This window comes from Streptomyces sp. NPDC046881, assembly GCF_040645015.1.
In the GTDB taxonomy this organism is placed as follows: domain Bacteria; phylum Actinomycetota; class Actinomycetes; order Streptomycetales; family Streptomycetaceae; genus Streptomyces.
In genome coordinates this window covers 1-14862 of the sequence record NZ_JBEYXJ010000159.1, presented here as the reverse complement: position 1 = coordinate 14862, position 14862 = coordinate 1, and the positions used below count along the sequence as shown (strand labels likewise).

Sequence of the window (14862 nt, the reverse complement as noted above, 5' to 3'; positions counted from 1 at the left end):
CTTGGGGCTCCGGCCCTCACCGTTCCGCGGGTCGGATCAGACGTTGAAGCGGAACTCCACCACGTCGCCGTCCTGCATCACGTAGTCCTTGCCCTCCATGCGGGCCTTGCCCTTCGCGCGGGCCTCGGCGACCGAGCCGGTCTCGACCAGGTCGGCGAAGGAGATGACCTCGGCCTTGATGAAGCCCTTCTGGAAGTCGGTGTGGATGACACCGGCCGCCTCGGGGGCCGTGGCGCCCTTCTTGATCGTCCAGGCGCGGGACTCCTTGGGGCCGGCCGTCAGGTACGTCTGGAGGCCGAGGGTGTTGAAACCGACGCGGGCGAGGGTGGCCAGGCCGGGCTCGTCCTGGCCGACGGACTGGAGCAGCTCCAGGGCCTCCTCCTCGTCCAGCTCGGCGAGGTCGGACTCCAGCTTGGCGTTGAGGAAGATCGCCTCGGCCGGGGCGACCAGGGCGCGCTGCTCGTTCTTGAAGTCCTCGTCGACCAGCTCGTCCTCGTCGACGTTGAAGACGTAGAGGAAGGGCTTGGTGGTGAGCAGGTGCAGGTCGTGCAGCGGCTCGGCGCGCTCGCTGCCCTGGACGATGCCGTGCGCGAAGAGCGTGTCGCCCTTCTCCAGGATCTCCTTGGCCTCCTCGACGGCCTTGACCTTGGGCGCGAGGTCCTTCTTGATCCGCGACTCCTTCTGGAGCCGGGGCAGGACCTTCTCGATGGTCTGGAGGTCGGCGAGGATCAGCTCGGTGTTGATCGTCTCGATGTCGTCCTTCGGCGATACCTTGCCGTCGACGTGGACGACGTTCTCGTCCTTGAAGGCGCGGATGACCTGGCAGATCGCGTCGGACTCGCGGATGTTCGCGAGGAACTTGTTGCCCAGGCCCTCGCCCTCGGAGGCGCCGCGCACGATGCCGGCGATGTCGACGAAGTCGACCGTGGCGGGAACGATGCGCTCCGACTTGAAGACCGAGGCCAGCTGGGCGAGGCGGCCGTCGGGCACGCCGACCACGCCGACGTTGGGCTCGATCGTGGCGAACGGGTAGTTGGCCGCCAGCACGTCGTTCTTGGTCAGGGCGTTGAACAGGGTCGACTTGCCGACATTGGGCAGGCCGACGATTCCGATCGTGAGCGACACGTTGCGACTTCCCGTAGTTGAGGGGGCCAGGGGCTGCCAGGGGCCAGAGACCGACACTGGCCGATCCACCAGTTTACGGCGTCCCGGGCGCCCGCCTCGCGGGAGCGTCGAACGCCGGGCCAAGCTCCCGCCACCGGCGTGTCTGGGGCGCGATTGGGCACATAAACAGACCTAGGTTGGTCCCTGTGGAGCAACACAGAACGCGACCCCCGAACGACGGACCGCGACGCGGCACGCCCTCCTCGCCCCCGCTGCCGCCGCAGGCACGGCGCCGGCCGGGCGGCGAGTGCCGGCCCGCCAGGCCGGTGGGCGGGGTGCGGCCCGGCCCGGCGGTCCTCCGGCTGCCGAACCCCCGGCTGACCGGCCTCGGCAGCGGGCTGTTCTGCGCCGCGGCGATGTTCCTGCTCGGCTTCCTGGACCAGCTGCTGTTCGGCGCGTCCCTCACGGCCTACGGCGTGCTGTTCCTGCCGGTGTGCGTGCTGACCGCGCTGTGGGTACGCGCCGGGGACGTGCTGACGGCGCCCGTCGTCGCACCGATCGCCTTCGCCGTGGGCCTGCTGCCGGTCACCGACGACGGCGGGGGGCTGCTCGGCCGCATGATGGGCCTGGTCACCGGCCTCGCCACCCAGGCGGGCTGGCTGTACGGCGGGACGCTGGCCGCCGGGCTGATCGTGCTCGTCCGCCGGGTGCGCTGGGTGCAGCGCCGCCGACGACGGGGCTGACGGCGGCCGGGCCGGGGCCGCGCGCGGGAGCCCTCCCGCACGAGCGGCCCCCGCCCGCGATGACCGGAGGCGGCCTCAGGCGTGCTGGGCCGCTCGCATCGCCGCCCCCACGATCCCCGCGTTGTTCTGCAGCTGCGCGGGGACGATCTCGGCCCTGATGCCCTCGACGAGGTGCAGGAACTTGTGGGCCTTGCGGCTGACGCCGCCGCCGATGATGAACAGCTCGGGGGAGAACAGCATCTCCACATGGGCCAGGTACTTCTGGACGCGGTCGGCCCACTGCTCCCAGCTGAGGCCGTGGTCCTCCTTGGCCTTGCTGGAGGCGCGCTTCTCCGCGTCGTGGCCGTTCAGCTCCAGGTGGCCCAGCTCGGTGTTCGGAAGGAGGATGCCGTCCACGAAGACGGCGCTGCCGATGCCGGTGCCGAAGGTGAGCAGGATCACCGGGCCCCGGCGGCCCCGCCCGGCGCCGAACTCCATCTCGGCGACGCCCGCCGCGTCCGCGTCGTTGACGACGGTCACCGGGAGGCCGCCGAGTCTGTCGCTGAACAACGCGCGCGCGTCCGTGTCGACCCAGCCCTTGTCGACGTTCGCCGCCGTCCGGACCGTGGCGCCGCCGGTGACCACTCCGGGGAAGGTCAGCCCGACCGGGCCGGTCCAGCCGAAGTGGTCCACGACCTGCTTGACCCCGTCGGCCACGCCGTCGGGCGTCGCCGGGTGCGGGGTGAGCACCTTGTAACGCTCCTGGGCCAGGTCGCCCCGGTCCAGATCCACTGGGGCGCCCTTGATCCCGGATCCGCCGATGTCCACGCCGAAGATCTGCATGGCTCCACGTTACGACGGGCCACCGTCGGTCACGCCTCGGGTGTACCGCTTCCGCCGCGCTCGGCGACCAGGGCCGCCGCCTCCTCGCGCAGGTCGCGGCGGAGTTCCTTGGGCAGCGAGAAGGTGATCGACTCCTCGGCGGCCTTGACCAGTTCCACGTCCGCGTAACCGCGCTCGGCGAGCCACTGGAGCACCTGCTCGACGAGCACCTCGGGCACGGAGGCACCGGAGGTGACGCCGACCGTGGTCACGCCCTCCAGCCAGGCCTCGTCGATCTCGTCGGCGAAGTCCACCAGGTAGGCCTCGCGGGCGCCGGCGAGCTTGGCGACCTCGACCAGCCGCTTGGAGTTGGAGGAGTTGCGCGAGCCGACGACGATGACCAGCTCCGCCTCGGCGCCCATCTGCTTCACGGCGAGCTGCCGGTTCTGCGTGGCGTAGCAGATGTCGTCGCTGGGCGGGGAGACCAGCCCGGGGAACTTCGTCTTCAGGGCGTCGACGGTCTCCATGGTCTCGTCCACGGAGAGGGTGGTCTGGGAGAGCCAGACGACCTTCGACGGGTCGCGGACCTCGACCTTCTCGACGTCCTCGGGGCCGTCGACCAGCTGGATGTGGTCGGGGGCCTCGCCGGAGGTGCCGATGACCTCCTCGTGGCCCTCGTGGCCGATCAGGAGGATGTCGTAGTCCTCGCCCGCGTACCGGACGGCTTCCTTGTGGACCTTGGTGACCAGGGGGCAGGTGGCGTCGATGGTGGCGAGCCGGCCCTGCCGGGCCTCCTCGTGCACGACCGGGGCGACGCCGTGCGCGGAGAACATCACGATGTTGCCCGGCGGCACCTCCTCCGTCCGCTCGACGAAGATGGCGCCCTTCTTCTCCAGGGTCTGCACGACGTACTTGTTGTGGACGATCTCGTGCCGGACGTAGATCGGGGCCCCGTACTGCTCCAGGGCTTTCTCGACGGCGATCACGGCGCGGTCCACACCGGCGCAGTAGCCCCGGGGGGCGGCGAGCAGGACACGGCGGCCAGACGAAGCGGTCATGCGTCCCATCGTAAGGCCGCGTCCGGGGCGCAGAGATCGCGTCCGCGCGCACCCGCGGGCAAGACCGGTGCGCATGTCCGGCACCGGAACAACAGCCTCCGCCACCGTCGCGCACACCCGGTCGCGGCGCGGTCCCGGCTTCCGGGACCTCGGGCAGGCGGCGGGCGGGCGGCTGCTGTTCGCCATGGGCCGCGACCGGCGGCTGCCCCGGGCGCTGTCGCGGACGCACGCCGGTGTGCCCCGGGTCGCGCTGCTGTGCGCGGCGGTGATCACGCCGGTCGCGGCCGGGTGGGCGGCGCGGCGGGACGACGGCCTGGACCGGCTGGTGTCGGTGATCGACATCGGGGCCCTGTCCGCGTTCACGCTGCTGCACGCGCGCGTGGTGGGGTACAGGTGGGGGCGGCGATCACGGTGGCGGTCATCGTGGAGGCGGCGGCGGTGGCGCAGGTGGTCGGTGCCGCCTGGCTGGTGATCGGTCTGCTGGTGCTGGCGGGTCGGCGGGCGCGGCGGGGCGTCCTCGGGGGCTGAGCCGCTGCGCGCTGCGGCTGCTCCCCGGGGGCGCGGGGAACCGTGCGACCGGCCGCGCACCCACCCGCGCCCGGCAACGCACCCGGCCCCCTGCGGAGCACGGCCGCGCTGTCGGCACCGGCCGTTAGGCTCGCCGCATGGCTGTGAACACGTCTCCCGAGGCCCCGCTCCCCGTCGGCGAGGTCTCCCGGCTGATCGGCGGCTGGATCGACCGGCTCGGCGCGGTGTGGGTCGAGGGGCAGATCACGCAGCTGTCCCGCCGCCCCGGCGCCGGCGTCGTGTTCCTCACGCTGCGCGACCCGTCGTACGACATCTCGGTCAGCGTGACCTGCTACCGCCAGGTCTTCGACGCGGTCGCGGACGTCGTCGGCGAGGGCGCCCGGGTCGTCGTCCTGGCCAAGCCGGAGTGGTACGCGCCCCGGGGCCAGCTCTCCCTGCGGGCCGCCGAGATAAGGCCCGTCGGCGTCGGTGAGCTGCTGGCCCGGCTGGAGCAGCTGAAGAAGGCGCTCGCGGCCGAGGGCCTGTTCGCGCCGGAGCGCAAGAAGCCGCTGCCGTTCCTGCCGCAGCTGATCGGGCTGGTGTGCGGCCGGGCCTCCGCCGCGGAGCGGGACGTGCTGGAGAACGCCCGGCACCGCTGGCCCGCCGTCCGCTTCGAGGTGCGCAATGTGCCCGTGCAGGGTGTGCACGCCGTGCCCCAGGTCGTGCAGGCCGTCAAGGAGCTGGACGCGGTCGACGAGGTGGACGTGATCATCGTCGCGCGCGGCGGCGGCAGCGTCGAGGACCTGCTGCCGTTCTCCGACGAGCAGCTGGTGCGGGCCGTGGCCGAGTGCCGTACGCCCGTGGTGTCCGCGATCGGGCACGAGCCGGACAACCCGCTGCTGGACCTCGTCGCCGACCTGCGCGCGTCCACCCCGACGGACGCGGCGAAGAAGGTCGTACCGGACGTCGGCGAGGAGCTGGAGCGGGTGCGGATGCTGCGGGACCGGGCGCGTCGCTGCGCGAACGCGTATCTGGAGCGGGAGGAGCGGGGGCTGGCGCACGCGCTGGCGCGGCCCTCGATGGAGGATCCGCATCGGATGCTCGACGAGCGTTCCGACCAGGTGGCCGCGTTCCTCGACCGCGGCCGGCGGACCCTGGGGCACCTGCTGGACCGCGCGGACTCGGAGCTGACGCACACGCACGCGCGCGTGGTGGCCCTCTCCCCCGCCGCGACGCTCCAGCGCGGTTACGCGGTGCTCCAGCGGGCGGACGGGCACGTGGTGCGCGGTCCGGCAGAGGTGACGGCGGGCGAGGCGCTGCGGGCCCGCGTCGCCGACGGTGAATTCACAGTAAAGGTGGACGAATGACGAGCAAGGTGGACGAGGCGCTCTCGTACGAGCAGGCGCGGGACGAGCTGATCGAGGTCGTACGGCGGCTGGAGGCGGGCGGTACGACGCTGGAGGAGTCCCTGGCGCTGTGGGAGCGCGGCGAGGAGCTGGCCAAGGTGTGCCGGCGCTGGCTGGAGGGCGCCCGGGCCCGGCTGGACGCGGCGCTGGCCGAGGAGGAGGCGGAGGAGGGCGGCGCCGAGTAGGGCGCCGGCCCCGCGGGCTGTGAGGCGGCTCACCGCGGCCTCACTTTGGTTGAAGGTTGAACTTCGCTGGCGTAGTGTCGTCCCGTCAGTCGATCCGGACCGCGGTCCGGTACTCGGATGAAGACGTCTACCAGGAAGTCCACGCATGTCTCTCGTTCTTGACCCCGCCGCCCAGGACCTGCTGTTCCGCGAGGCCCGCACCGCCAACACCTTCACCGACGAGCCGGTGACCGAGGAGCAGGTCCAGGCGATCTACGACCTGGTCAAGTACGGCCCGACCGCCTTCAACCAGAGCCCGCTGCGCATCACCCTGGTCCGCTCCCCCGAGGCCCGTGAGCGCCTGGTGCAGCTCATGGCCGAGGGCAACCAGCCGAAGACGGCCGCCGCCCCGCTGGTCGCCATCCTCTCCGCGGACAACGAGTTCCACGAGGAGCTGCCGGCCCTCTTCCCGCACTTCCCGCAGGCCAAGGACGTGTTCTTCAGTGAGCGCCCGGCCCGTGAGGGTGCCGCCGCGCTGAACGCCGCCCTGCAGGCCGCCTACTTCATCGTCGGCGTCCGCGCCGCGGGTCTCGCCGCCGGCCCGATGACCGGCTTCGACTTCGAGGGCGTCCGCAAGGAGTTCCTGGACGACGACCACACCCCGCTGATGGTCGTCAACATCGGCAAGCCGGGCCCGGACGCCTGGTTCCCGCGCTCGCCGCGCCTGGCGTACGAGGACGTCGTCACGACCGTCTGAGCGGATCCGCACAGCGAGAGGCCCCCGGCAGCCGCCGGGGGCCTCTTCGCGTACGCGGGGCGGTGCGGGTCACTCCATCCGCAGCGCGGCCGCCATCGTCGTCAGCTCCTCGAAGGAGCCGGTGCCGGCCACCACCGTGGTGGAGCCGGGCGTGTCCTGCAGGACCAGGGCGTCGTACCGGCCGCCGGTCCAGCGGGTCCAGGTGCGGCCGTCGATCGTCTCGGTCCGCTTCGTCGCCGAGCCGCCCTGGCTGGCCTCGTCGATGAAGTCGGCGCGCTTCTGCGTGGACTGCTCGACCTGCACGTACTGGCCGTCCGGGGTCCGGAAGCCGAGGTGCCAGCGGTCGGAGTCCTGGCCCTGGAAGCGTACGGAGGTCGCCTTCCAGGTACTCGGCAGGCCCTCGGGTGCGGCCACCGGGTAGCTCGCCGCACGCCGGGCCGTGAGCAGCTCGACCCGGTAGTCGACCCGCTTGAGGTCGGGAGCGTGATCGTCGTGCGGGATGCTGAGGAAGTAGACGACCGCCGCCGCGATGCCGATCAGGGCCAGGGAGAGAACCATGTCCCGGGCCGTCTTCTGCTTGCCGTTCGAACCTGCCACGCCCTCTATCGTCGCAGGTGTCCCATTGCGCTCATCCGTGGGGTCCCCTGCTCATTTTGTCTGTCCGGCGATAGAGTCAGGGTCCAATACCCTCATCCGGCCGTCGTCGTATCAGAAAGGTGCGCTCCGATGACCGAAAATCATCACCTGCCGTCCGAGCTCGATGTTCCCTCCGAAGCTCCCGACCGCAACCTCGCCCTGGAACTCGTCCGGGTGACCGAAGCCGCCGCGATGGCCGCGGGCCGCTGGGTGGGGCGCGGTGACAAGAACGGCGCCGACGGCGCCGCGGTGCGCGCCATGCGGACCCTCGTCTCCACCGTGTCGATGAACGGCGTGGTCGTCATCGGCGAGGGCGAGAAGGACGAGGCCCCGATGCTCTTCAACGGGGAGCACGTCGGCGATGGCACCGGCCCCGAGGTCGACATCGCCGTCGACCCGATCGACGGCACCACGCTCACGGCCAAGGGCATGCCGAACGCGATCGCCGTGCTGGCCGCCGCCGAGCGCGGTGCCATGTTCGACCCGTCCGCCGTGTTCTACATGGACAAGCTGGTCACCGGCCCCGAGGCGGCCGACTTCGTCGACATCAACGCGCCCGTCGCGGTGAACATCCGCCGGATCGCGAAGGCCAAGCGCTCCGCGCCGGAGGACGTGACCGTGGTCATCCTTGACCGGCCGCGGCACGAGGGCCTGATCCGTGAGGTCCGCGAGGCCGGCGCGCGCATCAAGCTGATCTCGGACGGCGATGTCGCCGGCTCGGTGTACGCGCTGCGCGAGGGCACCGGCGTCGACCTGCTGCTCGGCATCGGCGGCACGCCGGAGGGCATCATCTCGGCCTGCGCCGTGAAGTGCCTGGGCGGCACCATCCAGGGCAAGCTGTGGCCCAAGGACGACGAGGAGCGGCAGCGGGCCATCGACGCGGGGCACGACCTGGACCGCGTGCTCACCACCGACGACCTGGTGTCCGGGGAGAACGTCTTCTTCGTGGCGACCGGCATCACCGACGGTGAGCTGCTGCGGGGCGTGCAGTACCGGTCGGAGACCGCGCTCACCGAGTCGATCGTGATGCGGTCGAAGTCCGGGACGGTGCGGAGGATCTACTCCGAGCACCGGCTGAGCAAGCTGCGGGCCTACAGCGCGATCGACTTCGACCGGGCCAAGTAGTCCTGCGGGGCGCCCCGCGCCCCTGCCCCTGCATCACAGGAGCGCCCTCTGTGCGGAGAGGGCGCTCCTTTTCGGTGCCTCAGCCCGCTATGCGGTTCGCCGCCGTCGCGCGTGCCGCCTTCTTCAGTTCCATCTCGCGCCTGCGGCGCCGCGCCAGCACCACCCGGCGCTCGGCCGCCGTCAGGCCGCCCCAGACGCCGTACGGCTCGGGCTGCAGGAGGGCGTGTTCACGGCACTCGACCATGACCGGGCAGCGGGCACAGACCCGCTTGGCCGCCTCTTCGCGGGACAGCCGGGCGGCGGTCGGCTCCTTCGACGGGGCGAAGAACAGGCCGGCCTCGTCGCGCCGGCACACCGCCTCGGTGTGCCAGGGAGCGTCTTGATCCCTGTCTCGCGCTGGCACCCGCTGGGCCGGAACGGCAGCGACCTGCAAGGACGAATGCGGCGGTTGCAGCACGGTCTACTCCTGACGACGGCTTCGCGAGCGAGAGACGATGCAGCAAGGCCTACCCGCTGTGCGCGCGCCTATGCACAGCGTTCCCATCCGCAGGCGCGCGGCAGCCTCTTCACGCCCCGCCGCGGTGCCACCGTCACCACGTTGCCCGCTCCGGCCACCTGCGCAGGATCGCCGCCGTCAGTGCCCCAGGTGCCTGCGCAGCTTGCGGTCGACCTTGTCCTGGACGCGCTCCAGGATGTCCGCCACCAGCTTGCCCCGCCTGGCCCGCGCCTCCACGTTGCCGAGGACGGCCCAGCCGTCGACGTAGACCACCGGCGCCTCGGGGTCGGCCGAGTCCAGCGGGCTGACCTCGAAGCTGCCGAGCACACCGCCCCCGCTTCCGCGCAGCGAGACGTTCTCCGGGACGCGGATCTGGACGTCGCCGAAGACGGAGACGGCCTTGATCACCACCTGCTGGTACTCGAAGAGCGCCTCGCTCAGGTCGATCTCGACGCTGCCGAACACGGCGTACGCGTGCAGCCGGTGTCCGGCCCGCCAGCGGCCCCGGCGCACGGCACTGCTGAACACCGCCACCACGCTGGAGTCCGCCTCGGCCGGGATCCCCGGGCCGGGGCTCGCCGGCGCGAGCCTGGACGCGGACCCGGCGGGGCGCTGCCGGCCGGCGGGCAGGTCCCGGACGAAGACCTCCAACTCGCCCACCGTCTTGGCGTGCAGCACCCCGTCCACGCGCTCGGCGTGCTCGTCGGCGGTCAGCCGGCCCTCGGCGAGGGCCTCACGGAGGATGTCGGCGACCCGGTCCCGGTCGGCGTCGGAGGCGCGCAGCTCGGCTGCGGGTGTGGGTGCGTTCTGCTTCTGAAGGTCCACGGCAGCAGCGTACCGAAACACGATAGATCGCGACACCCCCGACTGAGCCTTACCTCACAGGTTCGCCGTCGACGGCAGGTTCTAGGCTGGACGGGCCCGCCAGCGTCGGCGGGCCGCCGTCCGTCAGAGTGAGGAATGGGCTGAGATGCCTGAGTTCGCGTACACCGATCTGCTCCCCCAGGGAGAGGACACCACCCCGTACCGGCTGGTGACGTCCGAGGGCGTCTCCACGGTCGAGGGGCCCGACGGGCGGACGTTCCTCACGGTGGAGCCCGAGGCGCTGCGCAAGCTCGCCGAGGAGGCCATCCACGACATCCAGCACTACCTGCGCCCGGCCCACCTCGCCCAGCTGCGCCGGATCATCGACGACCCGGAGGCCTCGGCGAACGACAAGTTCGTCGCGCTGGACCTGCTGAAGAACGCGAACATCGCGGCGGCCGGCGTGCTGCCCATGTGCCAGGACACCGGCACGGCGATCGTGATGGGCAAGCGCGGCCAGAACGTGCTGACGGCCGGCCGCGACGAGGAGGCGCTCAGCCGCGGCATCTACGACGCCTACACCAAGCTGAACCTGCGCTACTCGCAGATGGCTCCGCTCACCATGTGGGAGGAGAAGAACACCGGCTCCAACCTGCCGGCGCAGATCGAGCTGTACGCCACCGACGGCGGCGCCTACAAGTTCCTGTTCATGGCGAAGGGCGGCGGCTCCGCGAACAAGTCCTTCCTGTACCAGGAGACGAAGGCCGTCCTGAACGAGGCCTCCATGATGAAGTTCCTGGAGGAGAAGATCCGTTCGCTGGGCACGGCCGCCTGCCCGCCCTACCACCTGGCGATCGTCGTCGGCGGCACGAGCGCCGAGTACGCGCTGAAGACCGCGAAGTACGCCTCCGCGCACTACCTGGACGAGATCCCGGCGGAGGGCTCCGAACTCGGCCACGGCTTCCGGGACAAGGAGCTGGAGCAGAAGGTCTTCGAGCTGACCCAGAAGATCGGCATCGGCGCGCAGTTCGGCGGCAAGTACTTCTGCCACGACGTGCGCGTGGTCCGCCTGCCGCGGCACGGCGCGTCCTGCCCGGTCGCGATCGCCGTCTCCTGCTCGGCCGACCGCCAGGCCGTCGCGAAGATCACCGCCGAGGGCGTCTTCCTGGAGCAGCTGGAGAAGGACCCGGCGCGCTTCCTGCCGGACACCACGGACGAGCACCTCGACGAGGCCTCCGACGTGGTGAAGATCGACCTGAACCAGCCGATGGACACGATCCTCGCCGAGCTGACCAAGTACCCGGTGAAGACCCGCCTGTCGCTGACCGGTCCGCTGGTCGTGGCCCGTGACATCGCGCACGCCAAGATCAAGGAGCGGCTGGACGCGGGCGAGGAGATGCCGCAGTACCTGAAGGACCACCCGGTGTACTACGCGGGTCCGGCGAAGACCCCCGAGGGGTACGCCTCCGGTTCCTTCGGCCCGACCACGGCCGGCCGCATGGACTCCTACGTCGAGCAGTTCCAGGCCGCGGGCGGCTCCAAGGTGATGCTCGCCAAGGGCAACCGCAGCAAGCAGGTCACCGACGCGTGCGCCGCGCACGGCGGCTTCTACCTCGGCTCCATCGGCGGCCCGGCCGCCCGCCTCGCCCAGGACTGCATCAAGAAGGTGGAGGTCCTGGAGTACGAGGAGCTGGGCATGGAGGCGGTCTGGAAGATCGAGGTCGAGGACTTCCCGGCGTTCATCGTGGTGGACGACAAGGGCAACGACTTCTTCACTTCACGGGAACCCGAGCAGCCGACGTTCACCAGCATCCCGGTACGGGGCCCCGGCCTGTCCTGAGCCACCCCTGAGAGCCTCACAGACCCCTCGGCGTCGCCGGGGGGTCTGCTGCTGTCCCGTGGGCGGCGCTATGAGCCCCCGCTCCCGTGGCTTGAAGCGCGCCCTTGACGCCAGCGCGACAGGATCGGGAGGGTCCGTGCGTAGAAGTCCGTGCAATCCGCGTAGCCCGGGAGGCTGCTGTGTCGCTACGGTTCATCGCCAAGGACCCGAACACGGACGGGGCGAACTGCCCCACGGTCTGGGTCGACGAGGAGAAGCAAGAGATCGTGTTGCAGGGTTGGACGGTGGACGATGCGACGCGCGCCGAGTGCCTGAAGACCGGCCCCATCCCCGACAGTGAGACCGTCGTCCGGCTGCCTATGCGTATGGTCGCCGCCATCAGGGAGGCTTGTGATGCCGCAGACGGCCCCACCGTTCAGTGAGCTGCTGGCGAACTGCCGGCGGTCCGCCGTGCATCTGGAGATGCGCGACTTCTACGACGACCCGGACGAGGCTCCGCGCGTGGCCGCGTGGAAGGCCGGGCATCGGCCGGACCCTGACGACCGAGCGTCCTGGTGGCGGCCGTGGCTCGACATGGTGTCCGAGGCGGTTGCCCGTGGTGTCGTGATCCGCCGCGCCCGGATCGTCTCCGAGCCGGTGAGCGAGTACACCCGGTACCTCTACGACGGCACGTTCACCAACATCGCCGCTGGTGAGCAGATCCGTTGGCTTCCCCGGCGGAACGCGTCGGATCTGGCACTCCCTGGCAATGACTTCTGGTGCTTCGATGACCGGCTGGTGAGGTTCGGCTACTTCTCCGGTGAGGGCGTGTACCTCGGCGACGAAGTGGACGACCGCGCCGAGGTGGTCAAGCTGTGCGCCTCGGCGTTCGAAGCCGTCTGGGACCGGGCCGTTCCGCACGACCGCTACAGGATCTGAGAACGCACAGCACCAATGGCCCGTTCCCCTTCGTCCAGCGTCCAGGCGGCCCGTGAGGCGCTTGCAGCGCGCCTTCGGGATCTTCGCCTAGACGCTGGTCTGAAGGCCCGTGAGGTGGCCGTGGAGGCTGGCTGGCATCCCTCCAAGGCGAGTCGGCTGGAGAACGCCGTAACACCCCCCTCGGACGCCGACATTCGCGATTGGTGCCGGGTCTGTGGAGCCGACGATCAAGCAGCCGACTTGATCGCCGCGTCCCGCTCGGCAGAGTCGATGTATGTCGAGTGGCGACGGCTCCAGCGCACCGGGCTACGCCGACTCCAGGAGTCGTACGTACCTCTCTTCGAGCGCACCCGAACCTTCCGGATCTACTGCTCCAACGTGGTGCCCGGCCTGCTCCAGACCCCCGCGTACGCAACCGCGCTGCTGACTGAGATCACCGACTTCCGGCAGACGCCCGATGACGTCACGGAGGCTGTGGCCGCCCGCATGGACCGGGCGCGGGTCCTCCGCGAAGGAGATCACCGGTTCGCCATCCTCGTCGAGGAAGCCGTCTTGCGGTACCGCATCGGTGACACCGGAGTCATGGCCGGGCAACTGGGTCATCTGTTGTCGATCATGTCCCTGCCGGCGGTCTCCCTGGGAGTCGTGCCGTTTACCGCCTCAAGGCACATGTGGCCGCTGGAGACATTCTCGATCTACGACAGCGCACAAGCCCAGGTGGAGCTGCTGACAGCGGCTGTGAATGTCACGGCGCCGTCGGAGATCGAGCAGTACGCGAGAGCGTTCGAACGACTGTTGGAAGCTGCGGTCTATGGGGCCACGGCACGAACCTTGATCACGAAGGCCATCGAGACGCTCGACTAAGTCGCGTGCAATTTCGTAGAACTTCGTAGAGCCCAGATGTGGCCCGTTCCTAGCGTGGTCTGCACGACCGGAGGACGGACGCTGATCTCCGCCACCATCCCGTTCCGCGTACAGCGGGACGGTTCAAGAGGCACCACCCAACCGGAGGTATCCAGATGCGTAAGCAGTGGCTCACGGCCGAGGACCCGGGCAACCCGCAGGACGACAGCGACAGCGGCAACAAGCACGGCGGTGGCGGGTCGGACGAAGGTGGCAACACGAACGACGGCCAGGGACCGGCGGACGGCCGCTGAATGGCTGAGCAGCACGGAACGGACGCCGGCCCTGAGCGGCTGGCGTCCGCGCTGATGGAGAAGGGCGCCCTGACGTCCGACTGGCTTCCGGCCTTCAAGCAGGCGCCGCGCCACATGTTCGTGCCGGATGTGATCTGGCCGGGTACCGCGGGCGGCAACCGGCAGAAGAGCCGGATCATCCGTTCCGAGGATTCTCGGGCATGGTGGGACGCCGTTTACACGGACGCGCCGATCACGACGCAATGGGACGACGGCGCCTACACCGGTCCCGACAAGGGCAAGATCCCTTCATCCTCCAACTCCATGCCCACCATGGTCTTCTCGATGCTCGACGCCCTGAGCGTCCATGAAGGCCATCGGGTTCTGGAGATCGGGACGGGGACCGGCTGGAACGCCGCGCTGCTGTCGCACCGCGTAGGCCCTGAGAACGTCGTCACGGTCGAGGTGGACGAAGCCACGGCGGCGGACGCCAGGCAGCGTCTTCAAGACGCGGGGTTCGTACCACTGGCCGTGGTCGGTGACGGAGCAGCCGGATTCGCGCTGGAGGCCCCCTACGACCGGGTGATTGCGACGTGCTCGATTGGCCGGGTCCCTTACGCCTGGATCGAGCAGACGAAGCCGGGCGGGGTGATCGTGGCCCCGTGGGGACCGACGTACGGCGGGGAAGCGGTCGTGAGGCTCACGGTGATGTCGGACGGGTCGGCGTCGGGGAAATTCCTCGGGTCCTCGGCGTTCATGCGGCTTCGTGCCCAGCGCACGGAGCGAAAGCACCTTCGCGAGTACCTGAAGGGCAAGCCGTGGCCGGCCGACGGCGTCAGGTCGACCACGGCTCTCTCCCCGGATGGCGTGGGCGACTGGCAGGTCATGTTCGCCATCGGGGTTCAGGTGGCCGACGCGTTCCCTTGGATGGAGACATACAAGGACGGCTCTTACACCCTGTGGCTTCGGGACACGGCGGTCACGTCGTGGGCTACGGCCGACTTCGAGAAGGACCGGACAGAGTTCGACGTCGTGCAGTCCGGCCCCCGGAAGCTGTGGGATGAAGTGGAGACGGCGTTCCGCTGGTGGGACAGCCGGGGCCGCCCCGGCTTCGATCGGTTCGGACTCACGGTGAGCCCGGAGGGCGAGACGGTCTGGCTCGATGAGCCAGGGCATCCGGTTCCGCCGGTTCTCCACTGAAACGAAGAAGTCGGGGGCACCCGGTGACGGACGGGCCCCCCCCCGGGACGCCGGGGGGGCCCGCCCGGCGGCCCCGCAGGGGGGCACCCCCCCGGGGGGCCCAGGGCCCGCACCACAGCGGGGCCCCCCTCCCGAAAACGGGTTGGGGGGCTAACCGGACGAGCACG

At 70.5% G+C, this 14862-nt stretch carries 17 protein-coding genes and 1 pseudogene; 12 read left to right on the top strand and 6 right to left on the bottom strand.

All coding sequences use genetic code 11. From position 1 onward, the window contains the following. Positions 1-36 precede the first annotated feature (36 nt). Complete coding sequence (gene ychF / locus ABZ923_RS38535) at positions 37-1125, bottom strand: redox-regulated ATPase YchF (protein WP_361482120.1); 1089 nt, start codon at positions 1123-1125, stop codon at positions 37-39. 185 nt (positions 1126-1310) lie between these two features. Between ychF and ABZ923_RS38530 the strand changes: the two genes are divergently transcribed. Further along, positions 1311-1847, top strand: a complete 537-nt coding sequence (locus ABZ923_RS38530) for a DUF6542 domain-containing protein (RefSeq protein ID WP_361482117.1) — start codon at positions 1311-1313, stop codon at positions 1845-1847. Positions 1848-1922: 75 nt separating this feature from the next. On the opposite strand, the gene ppgK is transcribed toward ABZ923_RS38530, so the two are convergent. Continuing rightward, entirely contained in the window at positions 1923-2669 is a 747-nt protein-coding gene (gene ppgK / locus ABZ923_RS38525; RefSeq protein WP_361482114.1) for a polyphosphate--glucose phosphotransferase, read from the bottom strand. Positions 2670-2698: 29 nt separating this feature from the next. After that, on the bottom strand, positions 2699-3715 hold the full coding sequence (locus ABZ923_RS38520; RefSeq protein ID WP_361482112.1) for a 4-hydroxy-3-methylbut-2-enyl diphosphate reductase: 1017 nt from the start codon (positions 3713-3715) through the stop codon (positions 2699-2701). Positions 3716-3854: 139 nt separating this feature from the next. Here ABZ923_RS38520 and ABZ923_RS38515 point away from each other — a divergent pair. The 4 genes and pseudogenes from ABZ923_RS38515 to ABZ923_RS38500 all read left to right on the top strand — a co-directional run. Further along, positions 3855-4234, top strand: a pseudogene (locus ABZ923_RS38515) (amino acid permease); the annotation flags it as partial. Between the two features lie 137 nt (positions 4235-4371). Next, positions 4372-5580 (top strand): exodeoxyribonuclease VII large subunit, encoded by a 1209-nt coding sequence (gene xseA / locus ABZ923_RS38510; protein ID WP_361482109.1) that lies wholly within the window; start codon positions 4372-4374, stop codon positions 5578-5580. Beyond that, positions 5577-5804, top strand: coding sequence for an exodeoxyribonuclease VII small subunit (locus ABZ923_RS38505; RefSeq protein ID WP_361482106.1), 228 nt, complete (start codon positions 5577-5579; stop codon positions 5802-5804). Before xseA ends, ABZ923_RS38505 begins: the two co-directional genes overlap by 4 nt. Before the next feature lie 145 nt (positions 5805-5949). After that, positions 5950-6540, top strand: a complete 591-nt coding sequence (locus ABZ923_RS38500; protein ID WP_361482103.1) for a malonic semialdehyde reductase — start codon at positions 5950-5952, stop codon at positions 6538-6540. Between the two features lie 69 nt (positions 6541-6609). On the opposite strand, the gene ABZ923_RS38495 is transcribed toward ABZ923_RS38500, so the two are convergent. Then, positions 6610-7137 (bottom strand): DUF4245 domain-containing protein, encoded by a 528-nt coding sequence (locus ABZ923_RS38495; RefSeq protein ID WP_361482100.1) that lies wholly within the window; start codon positions 7135-7137, stop codon positions 6610-6612. Between the two features lie 129 nt (positions 7138-7266). On the opposite strand from ABZ923_RS38495, the gene glpX reads away from it, so the two are divergent. After that, positions 7267-8301, top strand: a complete 1035-nt coding sequence (glpX, locus tag ABZ923_RS38490; RefSeq protein WP_361482097.1) for a class II fructose-bisphosphatase — start codon at positions 7267-7269, stop codon at positions 8299-8301. 79 nt (positions 8302-8380) lie between these two features. Here glpX and ABZ923_RS38485 read toward each other — a convergent pair whose 3' ends face one another. Together ABZ923_RS38485 and ABZ923_RS38480 are read right to left on the bottom strand one after the other, a co-directional pair. Further along, on the bottom strand, positions 8381-8758 hold the full coding sequence (locus ABZ923_RS38485) for a WhiB family transcriptional regulator (protein ID WP_330338032.1): 378 nt from the start codon (positions 8756-8758) through the stop codon (positions 8381-8383). Between the two features lie 177 nt (positions 8759-8935). Beyond that, on the bottom strand, positions 8936-9622 hold the full coding sequence (locus ABZ923_RS38480) for a DUF1707 domain-containing protein (protein WP_361482094.1): 687 nt from the start codon (positions 9620-9622) through the stop codon (positions 8936-8938). Positions 9623-9767: 145 nt separating this feature from the next. Here ABZ923_RS38480 and ABZ923_RS38475 point away from each other — a divergent pair, with 145 nt between their 5' ends. The 6 genes from ABZ923_RS38475 to ABZ923_RS38450 all read left to right on the top strand — a co-directional run bounded on the left by ABZ923_RS38475 (position 9768) and on the right by ABZ923_RS38450 (position 14695). Further along, positions 9768-11441 (top strand): fumarate hydratase, encoded by a 1674-nt coding sequence (locus ABZ923_RS38475; RefSeq protein ID WP_361482091.1) that lies wholly within the window; start codon positions 9768-9770, stop codon positions 11439-11441. Between the two features lie 179 nt (positions 11442-11620). Continuing rightward, positions 11621-11863 carry a hypothetical protein gene (locus ABZ923_RS38470; RefSeq protein ID WP_030744275.1) on the top strand — a complete coding sequence of 81 codons (243 nt, stop codon included), beginning with the start codon at positions 11621-11623 and terminating at the stop codon, positions 11861-11863. Then, positions 11835-12359, top strand: a complete 525-nt coding sequence (locus ABZ923_RS38465; RefSeq protein WP_361482088.1) for a DUF6879 family protein — start codon at positions 11835-11837, stop codon at positions 12357-12359. Before ABZ923_RS38470 ends, ABZ923_RS38465 begins: the two co-directional genes overlap by 29 nt. Before the next feature lie 15 nt (positions 12360-12374). Continuing rightward, the gene (locus ABZ923_RS38460) at positions 12375-13223 is read left to right on the top strand and encodes a helix-turn-helix transcriptional regulator (RefSeq protein ID WP_361482085.1); all 849 of its coding nucleotides are present in this window, start codon (positions 12375-12377) and stop codon (positions 13221-13223) included. A gap of 155 nt (positions 13224-13378) precedes the next feature. Further along, entirely contained in the window at positions 13379-13516 is a 138-nt protein-coding gene (locus tag ABZ923_RS38455; protein WP_199814055.1) for a hypothetical protein, read from the top strand. Continuing rightward, on the top strand, positions 13517-14695 hold the full coding sequence (locus tag ABZ923_RS38450; RefSeq protein ID WP_361482082.1) for a methyltransferase domain-containing protein: 1179 nt from the start codon (positions 13517-13519) through the stop codon (positions 14693-14695). It begins immediately after the preceding gene. The last annotated feature ends 167 nt before the right edge of the window (positions 14696-14862 follow it).

Excerpts from the sequence above, each read along its gene's own strand:
- ppgK (WP_361482114.1), bottom strand. The coding sequence starts at position 2,669 with ATGCAGATCTTCGGCGTGGACATCGGCGGATCCGGGATCAAGGGCGCC.
- ABZ923_RS38520 (WP_361482112.1), bottom strand. The coding sequence starts at position 3,715 with ATGGGACGCATGACCGCTTCGTCTGGCCGCCGTGTCCTGCTCGCCGCC.
- xseA (WP_361482109.1), top strand. The coding sequence starts at position 4,372 with ATGGCTGTGAACACGTCTCCCGAGGCCCCGCTCCCCGTCGGCGAGGTC.
- ABZ923_RS38505 (WP_361482106.1), top strand. The coding sequence starts at position 5,577 with ATGACGAGCAAGGTGGACGAGGCGCTCTCGTACGAGCAGGCGCGGGAC.
- ABZ923_RS38500 (WP_361482103.1), top strand. The coding sequence starts at position 5,950 with ATGTCTCTCGTTCTTGACCCCGCCGCCCAGGACCTGCTGTTCCGCGAG.
- glpX (WP_361482097.1), top strand. The coding sequence starts at position 7,267 with ATGACCGAAAATCATCACCTGCCGTCCGAGCTCGATGTTCCCTCCGAA.
- ABZ923_RS38475 (WP_361482091.1), top strand. The coding sequence starts at position 9,768 with ATGCCTGAGTTCGCGTACACCGATCTGCTCCCCCAGGGAGAGGACACC.
- ABZ923_RS38465 (WP_361482088.1), top strand. The coding sequence starts at position 11,835 with ATGCCGCAGACGGCCCCACCGTTCAGTGAGCTGCTGGCGAACTGCCGG.
- ABZ923_RS38460 (WP_361482085.1), top strand. The coding sequence starts at position 12,375 with ATGGCCCGTTCCCCTTCGTCCAGCGTCCAGGCGGCCCGTGAGGCGCTT.
- ABZ923_RS38455 (WP_199814055.1), top strand. The coding sequence starts at position 13,379 with ATGCGTAAGCAGTGGCTCACGGCCGAGGACCCGGGCAACCCGCAGGAC.
- ABZ923_RS38450 (WP_361482082.1), top strand. The coding sequence starts at position 13,517 with ATGGCTGAGCAGCACGGAACGGACGCCGGCCCTGAGCGGCTGGCGTCC.